Source organism: Paenibacillus sp. FSL H7-0918 (assembly GCF_038007025.1).
Lineage (GTDB): Bacteria > Bacillota > Bacilli > Paenibacillales > Paenibacillaceae > Paenibacillus_AQ > Paenibacillus_AQ odorifer.
In genome coordinates, this window is sequence record NZ_JBBOWJ010000001.1 from 792,913 (window position 1) to 809,096 (window position 16,184).

Below are 16,184 nucleotides of genomic sequence, written 5' to 3' on the forward strand. Positions count from 1 at the left end.
GAAAAAAATATGACAAGGGATGATACCCTTGTCATATAAAAAAATATTATAAAAGTTCAATCTCACCTGAGCATACGTTAGAGATCTCTCCCAAGCTGTTTTTAAGCAGCAGACCACCTATTTCATCCAAACCTACTACCACACCTTCAGAACGCCCCTGAGGGCTATTCAGTGCGATCTGGCGGCCCAAAGTCACTGACATGGACTCCCAGAGCTCTTTGATGGGTTTAAAACCTTGCTTCATGTACAAATTGTAATGCATCTCCAGCTCGTCCAAAACTGCTTTTACCAGCTCAGAACGGTCAACTGGAGCACCGCCCCGCTCAATCCGAAGTGAAGTCGCGACCTCCTGCAGATGATCAGGATAATCTTCCTCTGTCATGTTCGCGGAAATGCCAATTCCAGCAATGCAATAATGAAGCTCCCCTTCTCTTAGAGAAGATTCGAGTAAAATCCCACAAATCTTACGACCGCCTGCGAGCAGATCATTCGGCCATTTGATGCCGGCATCTACACCTGTTACCCGTCGAATTGCCTTACAGACGGCAACCCCAGCCAGCAATGTCAGCTGCGGAGTCTCCGACAAGGGTAATTGGGGCCGTAACACAATACTCATCCAAATGCCCTTGCCACGGGGAGAAAACCACTTTCTTCCCATTCGGCCTCGGGCGCCCGTCTGTTCTTCCGCGATGACAGTTGTCCCTTCCGGCGCGCCGTTTTCCGCTAAAAACTTAGCTTCTTCTTGAGTGGACACCACAGATTCCAGCAACTGAATGACGCCCACCCAATTCGAAGCGGAGGTCTCTCGCTTCAGCTCAGTTAGCGACAGCGCTTTATCATCGCTCATGTCTATCCATCCTTTTTGCTTCAAGCAGTAATAATTGTTTATCGTTAGGTAAATCACCTGAAGCGACCGCTTGCAGGAGTCCATTTAACATTTTGCCTAGCCATGGTCCCGGACGTTTGTCCAAAGCCCCCACCAGCTCATTGCCTGTAATCTCAAGCTCTGAAAGGCTGGTTAGCGGCATTTGAGCGATCCATTCTCTTGCCGCTTGTACATTTACAGCGGCAGGTGTTGTTGAGGCCTCTGTCGATTCCACGACGGAAAAGGCAGAAGAGGCAGCAGCGGGAAGAGTAGGTGCAACTGCTGGCAGGATCGCCAGCAGCGAGAGCCACCCTTCGGCAGCTTCCACGCCAAAGGCCAGCACGGCGGCGATCCATTGCCGCCGCAGACCTTCCCTGCCGCCCGTACCCGGCGGCAGGGCCTCTATCGCAGCGGTCCAAGCTTCGCGGACCCGCAGCACCTGGACGACGCCGCTCCGCGTCGTCCCCGAGAACGTCCATGCCCGCAGCAGCACATCGGCCTCTTGGGCCGATTGCTTCAGGGCATGGAGGAGAAGCGCCCACCGCAGGCGGGCGCTCTCCAGTTCCCCGACCCCGGCCGTTAAGGCGGCAGCAGCCGCCATATCGGTTCCGGTCCAGGGGAACGGGGCTTTGCCGCGCGCCAGCAGCTCGCAGCGCGCTAGCATGCCGAGGCCGCGCAGAGGATGCGGCCCCTCGACGATGCGGTCCAGCTCCGCGCGGACACGCTCCACAGCAATATGCGCCAGCTTATCCCGCTGGCGCATCAGGCCCCTCCACGTGTTCTTCGCGATGGAGAAATCCAGCACCGATGCAAAACGAATGCAGCGAAGCATGCGAAGCGCATCTTCGTCAAACCGCTCCTCCGCATCGCCTACACAGCGAATCACCTGCAGCTGTAGATCCTTCTCACCCTCAAAAGGATCAATAAGTTCCCCATTTAATCCACAGCAAATCGCGTTGATCGTGAAATCACGACGACGAAGATCCTCCTTCACATCGTTGACGAAAAAAACATGCTCAGGACGACGATGGTCAACATAACCACTTTCTGTGCGGTATGTCGTCACTTCAAACGCACAACCATCCTGTATCACGGTGACCGTACCATGAGCTAATCCTGTTGGCACACTGCGCGCAAAGATAGCTATCACTTCCTCCGGCAGTGCTGAGGTTGTAATATCCATATCATGCACTGGCCTACCCAATAGCTCATCGCGAATACATCCTCCAACCCAATAAGCCTCGTGGCCATTTTGGGTTAACTCGGAAATTACAATCTCCGCTGCAACTGCCATCGCAGAAGGTGCCATTGTCCATTCCATATATGACTCCTTACCCCCGAACTGGGTCCAGTCCAAGTACCTTGCGCCCCAGCACCCGGTAATAAATATCTTCATATTGTTTCGTTATCGAATCCTTACAGAAATCTTTGCAGGCTGTTTGTAGACAAGCTTCTCTGAACTGTTGCACCATACGTTCATCCGACAGGAGCTTAACTGCATATTTAGCCATAGCCGTTGTATCGCCAATCGGGGCAAGGAATCCAGTCTTTCCATGCTCTATAAGCTCAGGGATGCCTCCGGTTTGCGAGCCAATCGTCGGTACGCCGCAAGCCATTGCTTCCAGAGCAACCAGACCAAAGCTTTCCTTCTCGGAAGGTAGCAGAAGCAGATCAGCTAAAGAGATCACCTGAGCGATTTCATCCTGCCTTCCCAGAAAACGAACTTTATCTTCCAGACCCATTTCGCTAATTTTGGCTTGAATTTTGGGAAGATCCGGACCTTCACCTACAAGCAGCAGGCGTGAAGGCAGTTCACGATTCACTTTGGCAAAAACGTCAACAACATCGCTGACTCTTTTTACAGGACGGAAATTACTGATATGCATCAGAATCTTCTCATCAGGCGCTGCGAAATCTCCCCGCAGATCCGTTACATCACGCGGATAATAGACCCGATGATCCACGAAGTTATAAGTGAGATCAATGTCGCGGGTAATATCGAGTACGTCCCGTGTTTCTCTAATAAGATCCTGAGAGACCGCCGTAACGGCATCACTTTCATTAATCCCCAGACGAATCAAATCTTTAAGCGATTCATCCTGACCAAGCACCGTTATATCCGTACCATGCAACGTGGTTACAACCTTCATATCGTTCCCAAGCATTTGCTTTGCAAGGAAAGCACACACTGCGTGTGGCACTGCATAGTGAACATGGAGAAGGTCCAGATTTTGCATTTTAGCAACCTGAGCCATCTTCGTAGCAAGCGCTAGATCGTACGGGGGATAGCGGAATACATAATAATCGTTTACTTCTACCTCATGGTAAAAAATATTTTTCTGAAACGTTCCCAAGCGGAACGGGATACTATGTGTAATAAAATGAACTTCATGACCCTTCTCGGCCAAGAGTTTACCTAATTCAGTCGCAACTACGCCTGAACCGCCAAGAGACGGATAACAGGTAATTCCTATTTTTAGCATACGATCCATCTTCCTGTCTCCTTCTTCTCCAGTATTGATTCGTGTAATGAATCATCTATTGTTTGTCGGCCGCTTTCAAAAAAGCGAACACCGTTTCTTTCAAAATCACACAGGACTTCATTTCTCTAAGCTGTTCAATAAAAGCTCTCAGGAGCGCAATGGCGTATTAATTCCAAGCGCTCCTGGATCAATCTTAATCAGCTTATTATATTATCATACAAACTTCGTTATATCCGTTCCTTAAGTAAACAATTCCACCGTATGAGGTACCTTGGTTGCAAACCCTTCTGCATAAGGAATCAGTCTGCGCTGGCCAAGCAGCATATCTCTCGAACGGACTCGTTCAATGTAGCCTTCCGTTAACGGTGTGGATACAGCATCCTCACCCGGAGGTTTGGTGAACTGCGAGCGATAGCAGGACAACGCCTGCTCTTTCAAGCCATATTGCTCAGTAACATCAACAATAAGATCGGTACGTCCTAAATCATTGATAAAATAGAAGTACAGCTGTGGAGCAGGAATTGCCGGCTTGTCCGGCATATATTTACGTAGCTTGGCATTAAACACAGCCTCTTCCACCAGCTTGCTACAGGCGATATGATCGGGATGACGATCCTCCCAATAAGGAGCAAAAACTATCGTAGGAGAAAAGCGGCGAATTTCAGCAGTCACAGCCGCCACATGCTCTGCTGTAATAAAAAGCCCTCTATCTGGCAGACCCAGGTTTGTCCGCACGGATGCTCCGAGAAGGTCTGCAGCTTGCTGCGCTTCTTGCTTGCGAAGTTCTACTGTACCGTTCGATGACATTTCCGCGGCTGTTAAATCGCAAAGTCCCACCTTAAGTCCCGCAGCGGTATGTTTCGCAATTGTTCCTGCCATACCAATCTCCGCATCATCTGCATGCGCACCAAATACAAGAATGTCCAGCTTCATTCATCAACACCCGGTTTGTATTTATGAACCAGTGCACGCCAAGCAAAATCACCACGATCAATCGCCTTCACAAGAACCTCCGCTGTGGCAATATTCGTAGCTACCGGTATCCCGTATACGTCACACAAACGAAGCAGAGCTGAAATATCAGGTTCATGTGGCTGCGCCATTAATGGATCCCGCATGAAAATAATAAGATCCAGTTCATCCTGTGCTACCATTGCACCGATTTGCTGATCTCCACCTAATGGACCAGACATGTAACGATGAATTTTTAAGTTAGTTACATCCATAATCCGTTGGCCAGTAGTCCCTGTAGAAAATAGTTCATGACCTTCAAATACATGTTCATAAGCTAATACAAAATTTACGATTTCATCTTTTTTACGATCGTGGGCAATAAATGCGATCTTTAACATGGTGTTCTCTCCTGTCTATTCTATAAAGTGCTCGAATCCATAGATCAAGCCTGTATATCCCATTACCTTTTCAATACCCATCTTAACGCCTGGCATATATCCTGCACGCTCATAAGAATCATGGCGAATCTTCAAGGATTGTCCGAATCCACCAAAAATCACTTCTTCTTGAGCAAACACACCAGGAAGACGGACACTATGTATCCGGAATCCGTTATAGTAACCACCACGGGCACCTTCAATGGTTTCTTCCTCTTTAGGATTACCTTGACGAAGTTCCTCACGAACTTCCGAAATCATCTCTGCGGTTTTGACCGCAGTTCCGGATGGAGCATCCAGTTTCTGGTCACCATGATACTCTATAATTTCCAGATGCGGGAAGTACTTTGAAGCTTGTGCCGCAAATTTCATCAATAGAATAGCTCCAATGGAGAAATTCGGAGCAATAAGTCCGCCAATCCCCTGTTCTTGACACTGCTTGTCCAGTTCCACCATCTGCTCCGGTGTGAATCCGGTTGTACCGATAACCGGACGCACTCCGTACTTAATAGCTAGCGCTGTATTCGTATACGCTGACTGCGGTGTAGTGAAATCCACAAGGACATCTCCGTTGCTTCCCGCGAGGGCGGCCTCAAGATCAGAAGTTACAATAACGCCTGAGTCTTCCAGACCTACCAGACGCCCTGCATCAATATCGCCCGAAGAACGATCTACTGCTGCTGCTAACTCCAGCTCTTCGTCCTGCAATACAAGTTTAACAACCTCTTTACCCATTCTTCCGCCTGCGCCGGATACAACGACCCTGATCTTGTTATTCATATTTTTTCCATCCTCGCTCTCACTAGTTATATAGTTATTGCATATACGATTGTATGGATTTCTGAAGGTCTCTCATCAATTCCCGCAAGCCAGAATCATCCGGATGTAACGAAATCACTTCTTTTAAGGCAGTCATAGCCTGTAAATGTTCATTCACTCGGCTATGCGCGATAGCAAGCCATACATAAGCATCCCCATATAATGGATCAAGGGTAATAGCCTCTTTGAGCAGTGTAATCGGATGATAAGGGTTGCGAGTTTTGTTGTCTTCATCTTCTATCAACCGTTTGGCTTCCTGTACATGCATCATAGCCTGCAAATGCTGCAGATGCAGACTATACTCAGGTTTGCTGGTGTCCAGCTTTACAGCAGCCTGAGCATGAACTAAAGCTTTATCTAGCATACCACTGCGGGCATACGTTATGGAACAACGATATCTAACCTCGGCATCAGCAGGGCTTGCTGCAATTGCAGACTCGAAGCAAACAATAGCTTCGGCAAAGTCACTGCGCAATATCGAGCGGTAGGCCTCTCTTACATAATCCTTATGATCCATATACACACCATCCTCACGGCTAAATCCCGTTCGTTTGGTACAGCATATGTTATAGAGGCCTAATCGGTGTCTTTCGGTGTCCAACGTCCCGCATCACGGGTATTAAATTTATGCATTACCTTATTATGCGCTTCCGTCAGGTCTATCCCGAGAGAATTTGCAAAACAAACGGTAATAAACAGAATATCTCCCAGTTCAAGTTCAATGGAATTCTCAGCTTCATCAGACTTCTTAGGCTTCTCGCCGAACTCGTGATTGACCTCTCTAGCCAGTTCTCCGACTTCCTCGGACATGCGGGCCAGCATAGAGAGTGGACTGAAGTACCCTTCCTTAAACTGCGATATATAAGCGTCTACTTCACGCTGTATGTCACCAAGACTTTTGTCCATAAAATGTAACTTCTCCCCCTCTGTATATCTTGCCTTCTGTTTGCCCCTATGTTATCGTAAAGACGTTTTGAAGACAATCTTTTTTGAATATTTTAACACACGCAAGAAAAGGTATACTTATTATAGGAAAAGAAAAACTGCCTACAAAAGGCCTAACGAGGGATTTCATGAATTCAAAAAAGGTAATTACAATCAGCAAGACAGTCGCTCCCATCTTGCTCGGAGCCGCAGTATATGCCTTCGGGCTACTGTATTTCATCATTCCTAATCAGTTGATGGAAGGCGGCGTAACCGGGATCACACTTCTCCTTAATTATGCCTTTAGTATTCCCATCTTTTTATCCACACTGCTGATCAACCTTCCTTTGTTTCTGCTGGGCTGGAAAGTCCTAGGCGGGCGGCAAATTGTGTATACAGGTGTAGGGATCGGGGCGTTGACCTTTTTCCTGTGGGTTTTCGAACGAATGATTACTGCGGGATGGATTATCCCCTTCAGTACCGAACACGACTTTATTCTTGCGGCACTGTACGCAGGAGTAACGCTTGGAACGGGGCTTGGGCTTGTATTCCGATTTGGGGGTACAACAGGTGGTGTTGATATTGTCGCAAGAATTCTGGGACGGAATTTTGGCTGGAGCATGGGGCAGATTATTTTGGCCATCGACATTATTATTATTGGCTCTTCCATCCTCTACATTCCTAAAGAAAAAATACTTTACACACTCGTCGCAGTTTTTATCTCATCACGAGTGATAGATTTTATCCAAGAAGGCGCCTATGCTGCCAAGGCATTTACAATTATCAGTGATGAAGCACCACAAATTGCCGATCTGATTACAGCCGAAATGGACCGTGGTGTAACCCTCATCCCTGCCATCGGTGCTTATTCCAAGCAAGCCAAATATATGGTGTACTGTGTAGTCTCAAGGCAAGAAATCCGCCGGCTAAGTCTGCTGGTCAAATCCGTTGATCCACGCGCCTTCGTAATTATTAGCGATGTACACGACGTACATGGAGAAGGCTTTCGAGAAACCTAAATAAAAAGGAGTGTAGGCCATTTCAAGCCCACACTCCTTTTTACTATTTATAATTTCATCCTACGGAATCGGCTTCCAATTCTGATTCTGACCTCGGTACTTGCGATAGGCTACATAGGCTAACGCAGCTATAATGAAGCTTGCGGCTAACCCTCCCCAAATCCCAAATTCTTGCGATGCCAGCGGCAAGGACAAAGCAGGTTCATCCTTCTCTTTTCCGAACATTACTCTTACCGCATCCTGACCATAAGATACAATTTCAAGCAGGCGGGCACGTTCAACCTTTTGTGAGGACGAAGGAATGCCGGCCGCATATGAGAGCCAGGAATCAAAAGCATTCACAACTTCAGGCTGGTGGGAGACAATCACTGCTGGCCGAATGTTATCATACCTGCCCTGCAGTCTTTCCAGAGCTGTTTTCCAGCCCGCCAAATCATTTGCAACCGCACTTTGCTCCATCGCATTTAGATCCTCGCGAATCAGCTTGTAGTACTGAAGCCAAATAGGCTGGCGCGGATGATTAAGACTGTTGGCAGCTAGACGTAGCTTGGCGGCTGCCGCTTCCCATTGCTGTGGATTTATTTTCGCGCCTGCCACGGTAGCCTTCAGGTCCATAATGACCCCTGACAATGCATTAATACCCTCCACAGAGGTCATTCCTTCAAAGGATGAGGACACAAAGATCTTGGAGATCGCTTCGGTCTCCTGTCGGACCTTCATTACATCCCCTTCCAAAACATACCCATACAATGCCTCAGCAGCTTGTTCCAGCTGCTGTGCCCCAGTCTTTCCGCTCATTACTGCCAAACCGTTGCCCGAACTAACGTCGGCGCTTTGCTTCGAAGCTTTGCCAGACCCTTCACCAGCATCCCCTAGCGCTGCTGAAGCCTTTACAACATCCATACTGGACAGCAGCCAGCAGAATACTAGAACAACCACTACATAATATCTCCCGCGGAGCATGAGACATCCCCCTCCTACTTAAGAAGAAACGACGTTGTCGTCTTTTAAAGACGATATTCGTTTCTCGTAAAATTATAAGGATAAAGCATAGTATAAAACTTATACTTCTTATAATTCTAAATGTATGGCAGGGGGACAAGGGATAGAACTGCTTACTAACGTCTATTCTTGAACTGATAGATTGACTCTACCGGTCTTTGTCTTCTACTAAACAACCAAGCAGCTGCAACACTAAGCAGCGTAAGCGCCATTGTAAAGTACTGTACCTGTATAACATAATCGTTCAAAACAGAAGGTAACCACGGATAGATTCCGTAAGAATAATCCAGCATATCGTTGGCGAGTGTCCAAAGCAGGGCTAATGGAATCATTTTGCGGAAAGAAAAAAACCTCGCATAAATCAATGCTTCAACTGCCATCCCCGTATGGGAGATTACCAGCATCCAATCTTTCCAAACCAAAACATCACCGTGATAACCCCCGGCAAAAATAATACTCACTGCCCATATCCCGTACTTCACTGAAGTAACGACCGCCAAAGCCTCAATAAGTTCCCTTACATTGTTTCCTGTGTAGCTTTTTGGAGGGAAGAGCATCAGCAACAGAGCCAAGGTAAAAAACAAACTTGCGGTTGGACTATCCGGAACAAATGGAAGCAGCCAGTGTGGATAATTAGCCGCAGTGAACTCCAGTTGATTGCCATACCATATGTAACCATAAATTGTACCCAGGAAATTTACGATAAATAACAACCAGATAATTCCCCGGTTCTTAAACAGTTTGTTAAACCAATGAACTGGCATACAGATTATTAACCTCCCCAAGTAATGGCACTTTGCATTTAGACATACAAAAACCTGACCGCATGCACGATCAGGTTGCGTTATCATTATTTTACTGTTCGCTTTTTTGTTTGGCAAGCCAGCCGGCCAAGGTATCAATATCCGCTTCTGATAGACCTGCTCCCAAAGCGGTATCGTACATTTTTGGCATCTGCCCTTGACCCTCTTTTATAATAGTAAGGATTGCTTCTTTGTCATGGGTGTCTCCAACTCCACGAAGTGAAGGACCGCCCGCCCCTTTCAAATCTGCTGCGTGACAGGAGATACAAGTGGCTTGCTTGAAGAGTCCCATAGCAGGATCATCCTTGTCCACAATCGCTACTTCTTTTGGCTTAACGGCACTGGAGGTTGGAAGACCCTTAGCCCTGTTCTCCGCCGCCTTTTCTTCCCGTTGAACATCTTCAGGAATCTGACCCGTTTCAGCCATTTCATGTTTGTATTCAGTCCAGGCTGTATTGGTCAAATAAACAATCGCTGCAAGTGACAAGAACATTAAAGATGAAGCAATCGGTCTACGGTAAAAGCGACGCTCTCTACCCGTATCCAGAAAAGGAGCCAACAGAAGTGAACCAAAAGCCACACCAGTAACTCCTAGTGTACCCAGAACGATATAATCGCCTGAAGCATATGGGAGCTTCAAATACTGATAGAGGAACAAGAAATACCAGTCAGGAATCGGGATAACCGTAGCACTAGCATTTGCTGGAAAACCTAGCGGAGCTGGCTCTGAAATAGTAAGGACTAATATTCCTACAAGCACAACGACTCCGACCATCCATTCCTTCAGTAGAAAGTTAGGGATAAAGGCTTCCGATTTGCCGGGGTAAGCCGTGTAGTCCGGAGGTGTGATAAATCCGTTCCCTCTGCGAACTCTGGAATCACCGACATATACAACCTTTTCCTTAGAATTGTTTCCATGCGCCATCCGTATTCCTCCTCTCTCAGATTAACTTACAACGGTCCGGAAATCCCTTGTCTGCGGATCATAATAAAGTGTCCTACGAGCAGACTAAGAAGCACCGCTGGGAGGAAGAATACATGTAGTGCGAAAAAACGAGTTAAGGTTTCGGCACCAACAATCGTTCCACCTTGCATCAGTTCCTTCAGCACCGGCCCCATCACTGGAACAGAATTGGCTATTTCAAGAGTTACCTTTGTTGCGAAATAAGCTTTATTATCCCAAGGCAACAAGTAACCTGTTAAACCAAGTCCCAACATTACGAAGAAAATCAGCATTCCAACTACCCAGTTCATCTCGCGCGGCGCTTTGTAAGAGCCTGTAAAGAAGACGCGCATTGTATGAAGGAACATCATAACAATTACTAGACTTGCGCCCCAGTGATGCATCCCGCGGACAATCTGTCCAAATGCAACACTTGTCTGCAAATACTCAACACTAGCATAAGCATTAATAATGTCCGGAACATAATACATCGTTAAGAACATACCTGATAAAATCTGAATGACAGTGATAAAAAAGGTCAGTCCGCCAAAGCAATACACGAACGCAGAGAAATGATGGGCCGGATTAACATGCTCAGGAACCTCGTGATCGGCCACGTCTCTCCAAATCGGCGTAACATCCAGACGTTCGTCAATCCAGTTATAGACATTTTTAAACATCAGAACTACGCCTCCTCACGAGCTACTGTATTTGGCACAATGTCTCCCAAAAGCACCCACCCGTTATCGAATTTCGTTTTATACTGGTCAAGCGGCTTAGGAGCAACTTCGAGATTTTTGCCAAGCTTTGTATAACGTGCACCATGGCATGGGCAGTGATATTCGTCCGGATGAGCTTTATCGTTGTTCCACCCGACCGTACATCCCAAATGTTTACAGATCGGTGAAAGCGCATAAATATCACCCTTCGCGTCTTTCCGGATCCACGCAGTGAGTGTCGCTGTACTGTCGTACCATCCGTCCTTCTGTTTCAATTCAAAAGTAAATTCCTGGGGCTCTTCGGTGATTTTGCTTATCTCAGCAACCTTGATAAAATCTCCAGCACCCTTCTTATGTAATATCGGATCCACGACAAAACGGACCATGGGGAGAATTGTACCCGCCCCCATAAAAGCAGTGGCGCCACCAAGCGTGTAGGTCAAAAATTGCCTGCGCGACATCTCTTTACGGCTGGGTGGTTGTTCAGGCCATGTCTCCTGTTGTTCATTATGGCTGCTCATACTGTTATATAACCCCCTTCTCAAGATATAAGAAAGTATCTGTGGTGTCCGATCAGAGATGTCTCAATATAAATAATCCGTTTTCAAATCTTTTCAATGAAATACATCACATACCATTTGGATTCAACCTAATAATAGCTTAGGCTCCAAAACCCGTCAAGAATATTGTCTAATTTGTGACAGGCTAAAAAGCGATTTCAACCTATAATTGTTGATTTTCTGTCACATTTATAAGGAGTTCATCTCCGCCACATGTCTTGAATTTTCATCCTAATTTCACTGTCATTCTTCCCTTCATGAGAAGCCTCAATGATAGGCAGAGAGAGAACTAAATCGCTTTCATAGATTTGGCCTTCTTGGAGAGGTACATCCGCTGTCAACACCACTACATGCTGGAAACCACTGGATTTGACTTTTTGGCAAATCTCATTAATTAAATTCACATAGCCCTCTCCAGCGTACTGAATGGCTGGGTAAGTCACGATCCGCCCCTTGAACGGTATTTCCACCATATCCATGAAATTACGTAATCTTTCGAGTGCCTGAACGGTCTCAGGAGGACTCTCCAGTCCACTTAATCCTGTAAAAGGTATGAGACATGTATCATAGAATTTTCGATTCTCTTCCCAAGTGTCCACTTCAAAATCGCTGAATTTCATTCCCATTCATCTCCCTATGTATAATTGTTAATTTTTCCGGTCTTTCGCAGATCTTCCTGAAGTTATAGAACCCATTATATTGAAGGAGGAGGAGGAACGTCCAGATTTAGATTTTTTATTTTCGTCCGATTAAGCAAATTGAGTAGATTATAAGCAAAAAAAGAAATGCGCTTAGCGCATTTCTTTATGCCAAACTTTTAAGTTCCTCAGTAAGATTTCGGAAAGCCATCTCATCTCCGGTAGCCAGCGCCGTGTCAATCTCACGGTGCAAGATGTCGGAGCGACGCTTTCGCAGCGCTTCATCCCACACCATTTCTGCCGCAAGTCCTAGCATCACTTCATACGTAGCCTTCATTTTGTCCATTCGATACACCTCCGCTGTTTAAGAGATCCTTTTTTTCTTGTTATTTGATATTTTGATATTCATCAAGATGATTATGTTTTCGGTTTCAAGAGAATCGGCACCTACTAAAGCATATTCATCAATCCTGTCTTCGTTCTACATATTCGCCCATTCCGCTCAACACTTCCTCTATTGTACCCATCAGCAACAATAACGGATTCCTACTTCTGCATATGTAATCCCCATAAGCATTCGCACGCGCACCTCTACCGAAGATATTTAGGCACGGCTGTCTCTATCCCCCATGGTGTCATCATCACAGCGAGTCCACCAGAAGTCTCGCCCAGTTTAAGCATGCCTAGGTGCACCATCATCCGTATTATACGTTGCTCTAGAATAGAAGCAGCACTGTCATAATAAAACGGTTTAATTAGCCACCCCACACCATCCACTAAAGAAGGTACTGTCACCCAATTGCCGGCGCTGATACTTATCCAATACACAAGTGAAGGTAGATTTGGCACAGCCCCTTTATATAGTCTTAACCAAAAAGAGAATATCTGCATCAACGAATCACATTTTCCATCGTTTAACACAGCCTCACCGGTCGCAGTAAGCCTTAGCCGGAAGCCTTCCTCAGAGATCCAGCGGCGGTGACGAATATAGTCATACAAAAGCGCAAATCTTGGAGGATAATGCTCACAAGCTCTCCCATAACCAAACCTCCAACCGCCTTTGCTAAGAAGCTCCTCCGGAATATGAAGCGCGTTCATCACACCTTGCTGATAACGCCTATACATTGCCCCTTCCTGATTCAGTTCTGGCTCATTGTCCTTAATATATCTCAGCAGCATTACCAGATCACTGATCATTAATTCTCCTTCACTGCGATACATAACAGGTTCAGGGCTAGTTGCGATGCTCTCTTTGATATGCGCACTCATCGTCTCCCGAAAACGCTCTTTTAAATCTTTGGGTACCTGGTACAAATATCTGGTCTGCTGTGAGGAACCACTAAAGAGCCAGCCTCCACTCTTGAAGCGAGAGACCATCTCCCGGAAACCTCCAGTTTTTCCTTCAGGTGCATCAAAAGACGCTTGCCTTGCCACAGCCAACAAATCCTCAAGACTAAAGTAGGTGCGTTCATCAAAAAGCAATGTATTCAAAAACCGTAAATCCTCCGGAGCGCATTCCCGGATATGAGACTCCATAAAACTTCTGCTTCCAAGCATAATCAAAATACTTTGGATCAAGTCGTGTTTGGAATTCTGTTTGCATTCACACCGGTAGCGGCCCGCTATGGCGGTCAGCTGTCCAATATCTGCATAAGTAAGCATATCCGCCAGATTCATGTTTTATCGCCTCACCGTTTTACTACCATTATGGGGAATACTGCCTATTTTATTCCCTTTATTGCAAAAAAAATAACCCGAAGCCCGGGTTAATGCTGATTTTGCAGGATATGGCGAGTACAATTATATAAAATAGGGTTCCATTCCCGCTCTTTCTTCTCCAGAATCGTCAAGGATAGATTGCCAATTCGTTCAGAATACTTATCCTTGTAAAGAGCAGTATACAGCTGAGCAAGAAATCCTCCATGCGATATGACGAGTATATTCCGATTGGGATGCAGTGCAGAAATATCTTCCATAAAAGCAAGAGCCCGAGCCTGAAGCTGTTCGTCGGTTTCTTGACCGAGGGAGAGCTGGCTCCATTCCTTCCCCCACTTCTCTTCACGTTCTGCGGCAGTAAGCCCTTCTACCTGCCCATAAGCACGTTCCCGGATACGCTGATCAGGTTCTAATAGCGGAATCCCTAACTTGTCAGCAATAATCTTACCGGTCTCAGCAGCGCGGGAAAGATTACTAGTAACGCAGTAGTCCCAGCTGTACGGTTCCTGTAATAAGCGGTCAGCAAGCATTGCAGCTTGCATCCGTCCTTCATCATTAAGTGGAATATCACTTTGTCCCTGTATTTTCCCTATCGCGTTCCAATCCGTCAATCCATGGCGTATCAAGCCGATTAGCATGTTGCCTCCCCCTTTTCAGCAAAGTATTTGTCTCTTAATGTAACATGGATGAAATAAAAAGTCTTCTTTTTATGAGTTTTACAATGCAAAAAGCCCCTCATTACATTAAGTAAAGGGACTCATTCAATGTTCTGAATATTATAAACAACGGAAGCAAAGACATACGTCTAATACCCCTCTATGATCGGCGATAACGATTCAGCCTAGTTAATGAAAATACTGCAAAGCCTACACCTAACATTGATAACATCATCCAGTATTGAGGATGAGTGGGTCCCATACTTACTACAAGGGGTTCAATGATCCCACCTTCAGAGCCCAAAATTGGATACGTTGATTGCCATTCCATCGAGGATCCAGCGACACCTGTCTCCACAATTCCACTCTGAGCAACAACTGAATCACCTGGAGTTCTGAACATCGTAAAATAAAGAACGCTGGACAGAAATATTGCCAGAAAGCATGCGATCCATAAGCTAAGCCGATGGCGAACAATAGCAGAGGTTCCAGCAGATTTCCCGTCACCGGGCATCAACCATGGACTCTCTAAATAAATCCGCTCCATGACCTTAACATTTATGGCTTCAGCACGCTCTTCACTGATCTCTTCCCTCAAATCTTGCATAAGCAGGCTGCTCTCTTGCCATAGAGCCCATTCTGCAGCGCAGTAAGGACAAGTTTCAATATGTCTTTCAAGTAAAATCCGCCTAGGATGTGTGGGGGGAGCGTCCCACAAGAGCGGAATACATTCTTGCGCTTCCCTGCAATTCATTCGCCTTACACCCTCTCAACCTGCTCTTCAACTTCAGGCTCATTGAAATAGGATTCGAGTTGAAGCTTCACACTACTCCTGGCACGAAACAATAATGATTTCACTGAGCTTACACTCTGATCTAAAATTTCTGCGATTTCTTGATAGTCCATTTGATCATATTCACGTAGGATAAGTGCAGAGCGTTGTTTTTCGGGAAGATTATTTATCGCCTCACGGACCAAATTCATCCGTTCATTGCGCAATGCAGCCTGCTCGGGTGCAACTTCAAACGGTGCTACTGGTGTATATCCACTCTCTTCCAGAGATACATTACCGGCACGGTTCTTGCGAAGCTCACTTAGAACAGTGTTGCGGGCGATAGTGTACAGCCATGTTGAGAATGAAGCATCTACCTCTCGAAAGGAATGCAAGCTACGAAATGCCTTGTAGAAGGTCTCCGAACAAAGGTCCTCTGCGATAAGCTCCATATGTGAATTTCTAAGCATATGATATACAAATGCTAGTATTTTACGTTGATAACGACGCATTAATTCTGAATATAATTCCGTGTTTCCTTGTTTGATTTGCTGGATCAACTGGGAATCCGTCATGGTGAGATTGGCCCTCCTCGCCCTTGCACGTCTTTTCCCATCCGGTCCGTACTTATTATACCGGTTTGGGCTTTAAAAGTTGCGGTGTTACTGCAAATTTTTAGTTTTTTTATGAAATACACCTATGTATATTCAACTACCCGATAATTAAGGCATGATGTATATGAAGAAGACAAAAAGAAATAAGGCATACTTCTAATTTTACATAAATATAGAAACGAATCTAGAAACATACCTGCTCTATTGTACCACATATTCTCATAGGATGACATTAATAGACTTTAGATAGGTCGACTCGC

At 45.9% G+C, this 16,184-nt stretch carries 20 protein-coding genes; 1 reads left to right on the forward strand and 19 read right to left on the reverse strand.

Going from position 1 to position 16,184, the window contains the following annotated elements; translation table 11 throughout:
- Window positions 1-46: 46 nt before the first annotated feature.
- From MHI15_RS03725 to MHI15_RS03760, 8 genes are all read right to left on the reverse strand, one after another.
- A complete protein-coding gene (locus tag MHI15_RS03725; RefSeq protein WP_076127538.1) occupies window positions 47-847 on the reverse strand; it encodes a biotin--[acetyl-CoA-carboxylase] ligase in 801 nt (266 codons plus the stop codon).
- Entirely contained in the window at window positions 837-2,186 is a 1,350-nt protein-coding gene (locus MHI15_RS03730; RefSeq protein WP_076192193.1) for a CCA tRNA nucleotidyltransferase, read from the reverse strand. Before MHI15_RS03730 ends, MHI15_RS03725 begins: the two co-directional genes overlap by 11 nt.
- Before the next feature lie 10 nt (window positions 2,187-2,196).
- A complete protein-coding gene (gene bshA, locus MHI15_RS03735; RefSeq protein ID WP_036676278.1) occupies window positions 2,197-3,357 on the reverse strand; it encodes an N-acetyl-alpha-D-glucosaminyl L-malate synthase BshA in 1,161 nt (386 codons plus the stop codon).
- A 231-nt stretch (window positions 3,358-3,588) separates the two neighbouring features.
- Window positions 3,589-4,281, reverse strand: a complete 693-nt coding sequence (gene bshB1 / locus MHI15_RS03740; protein ID WP_038572419.1) for a bacillithiol biosynthesis deacetylase BshB1 — start codon at window positions 4,279-4,281, stop codon at window positions 3,589-3,591.
- Window positions 4,278-4,700 carry a methylglyoxal synthase gene (gene mgsA, locus MHI15_RS03745; protein WP_036676275.1) on the reverse strand — a complete coding sequence of 141 codons (423 nt, stop codon included), beginning with the start codon at window positions 4,698-4,700 and terminating at the stop codon, window positions 4,278-4,280. The genes bshB1 and mgsA overlap by 4 nt, the downstream gene beginning before the upstream one ends.
- Before the next feature lie 15 nt (window positions 4,701-4,715).
- Window positions 4,716-5,519, reverse strand: a complete 804-nt coding sequence (gene dapB / locus MHI15_RS03750) for a 4-hydroxy-tetrahydrodipicolinate reductase (protein ID WP_036676273.1) — start codon at window positions 5,517-5,519, stop codon at window positions 4,716-4,718.
- 34 nt (window positions 5,520-5,553) lie between these two features.
- Entirely contained in the window at window positions 5,554-6,075 is a 522-nt protein-coding gene (locus MHI15_RS03755) for a tetratricopeptide repeat protein (protein ID WP_036676272.1), read from the reverse strand.
- A gap of 59 nt (window positions 6,076-6,134) precedes the next feature.
- The gene (locus tag MHI15_RS03760; RefSeq protein ID WP_036676271.1) at window positions 6,135-6,464 is read right to left on the reverse strand and encodes a nucleotide pyrophosphohydrolase; all 330 of its coding nucleotides are present in this window, start codon (window positions 6,462-6,464) and stop codon (window positions 6,135-6,137) included.
- A gap of 167 nt (window positions 6,465-6,631) precedes the next feature.
- On the opposite strand from MHI15_RS03760, the gene MHI15_RS03765 reads away from it, so the two are divergent.
- Window positions 6,632-7,501, forward strand: coding sequence for a YitT family protein (locus MHI15_RS03765; protein WP_076127532.1), 870 nt, complete (start codon window positions 6,632-6,634; stop codon window positions 7,499-7,501).
- A 60-nt stretch (window positions 7,502-7,561) separates the two neighbouring features.
- Here the strand turns inward: MHI15_RS03765 and MHI15_RS03770 are convergent, their stop codons facing one another.
- The 11 genes from MHI15_RS03770 to MHI15_RS03820 form a co-directional block, all read right to left on the reverse strand.
- Window positions 7,562-8,464: a sporulation protein YpjB gene (locus tag MHI15_RS03770; RefSeq protein WP_341087211.1), complete on the reverse strand. Its 903-nt coding sequence runs from the start codon at window positions 8,462-8,464 to the stop codon at window positions 7,562-7,564.
- A gap of 155 nt (window positions 8,465-8,619) precedes the next feature.
- Window positions 8,620-9,267, reverse strand: a complete 648-nt coding sequence (locus MHI15_RS03775) for a DUF1405 domain-containing protein (protein ID WP_051490910.1) — start codon at window positions 9,265-9,267, stop codon at window positions 8,620-8,622.
- A gap of 91 nt (window positions 9,268-9,358) precedes the next feature.
- Window positions 9,359-10,231: a menaquinol-cytochrome c reductase cytochrome b/c subunit gene (locus MHI15_RS03780; RefSeq protein ID WP_076134674.1), complete on the reverse strand. Its 873-nt coding sequence runs from the start codon at window positions 10,229-10,231 to the stop codon at window positions 9,359-9,361.
- 26 nt (window positions 10,232-10,257) lie between these two features.
- A complete protein-coding gene (qcrB, locus tag MHI15_RS03785) occupies window positions 10,258-10,929 on the reverse strand; it encodes a menaquinol-cytochrome c reductase cytochrome b subunit (protein WP_036676266.1) in 672 nt (223 codons plus the stop codon).
- Window positions 10,930-10,934: 5 nt separating this feature from the next.
- A complete protein-coding gene (locus tag MHI15_RS03790; protein ID WP_076127525.1) occupies window positions 10,935-11,489 on the reverse strand; it encodes a QcrA and Rieske domain-containing protein in 555 nt (184 codons plus the stop codon).
- A 239-nt stretch (window positions 11,490-11,728) separates the two neighbouring features.
- Window positions 11,729-12,148, reverse strand: a complete 420-nt coding sequence (locus MHI15_RS03795; protein WP_076192197.1) for a DUF2487 family protein — start codon at window positions 12,146-12,148, stop codon at window positions 11,729-11,731.
- A gap of 184 nt (window positions 12,149-12,332) precedes the next feature.
- Entirely contained in the window at window positions 12,333-12,512 is a 180-nt protein-coding gene (locus MHI15_RS03800) for an IDEAL domain-containing protein (RefSeq protein WP_036676261.1), read from the reverse strand.
- Between the two features lie 245 nt (window positions 12,513-12,757).
- Entirely contained in the window at window positions 12,758-13,843 is a 1,086-nt protein-coding gene (locus MHI15_RS03805; protein ID WP_076101463.1) for a hypothetical protein, read from the reverse strand.
- Between the two features lie 89 nt (window positions 13,844-13,932).
- Entirely contained in the window at window positions 13,933-14,520 is a 588-nt protein-coding gene (locus MHI15_RS03810; RefSeq protein WP_036676257.1) for a histidine phosphatase family protein, read from the reverse strand.
- 178 nt (window positions 14,521-14,698) lie between these two features.
- A complete protein-coding gene (locus MHI15_RS03815) occupies window positions 14,699-15,145 on the reverse strand; it encodes a hypothetical protein (RefSeq protein ID WP_081386259.1) in 447 nt (148 codons plus the stop codon).
- Window positions 15,146-15,297: 152 nt separating this feature from the next.
- Entirely contained in the window at window positions 15,298-15,885 is a 588-nt protein-coding gene (locus tag MHI15_RS03820; RefSeq protein WP_036676255.1) for an RNA polymerase sigma factor, read from the reverse strand.
- Window positions 15,886-16,184: the final 299 nt, after the last annotated feature.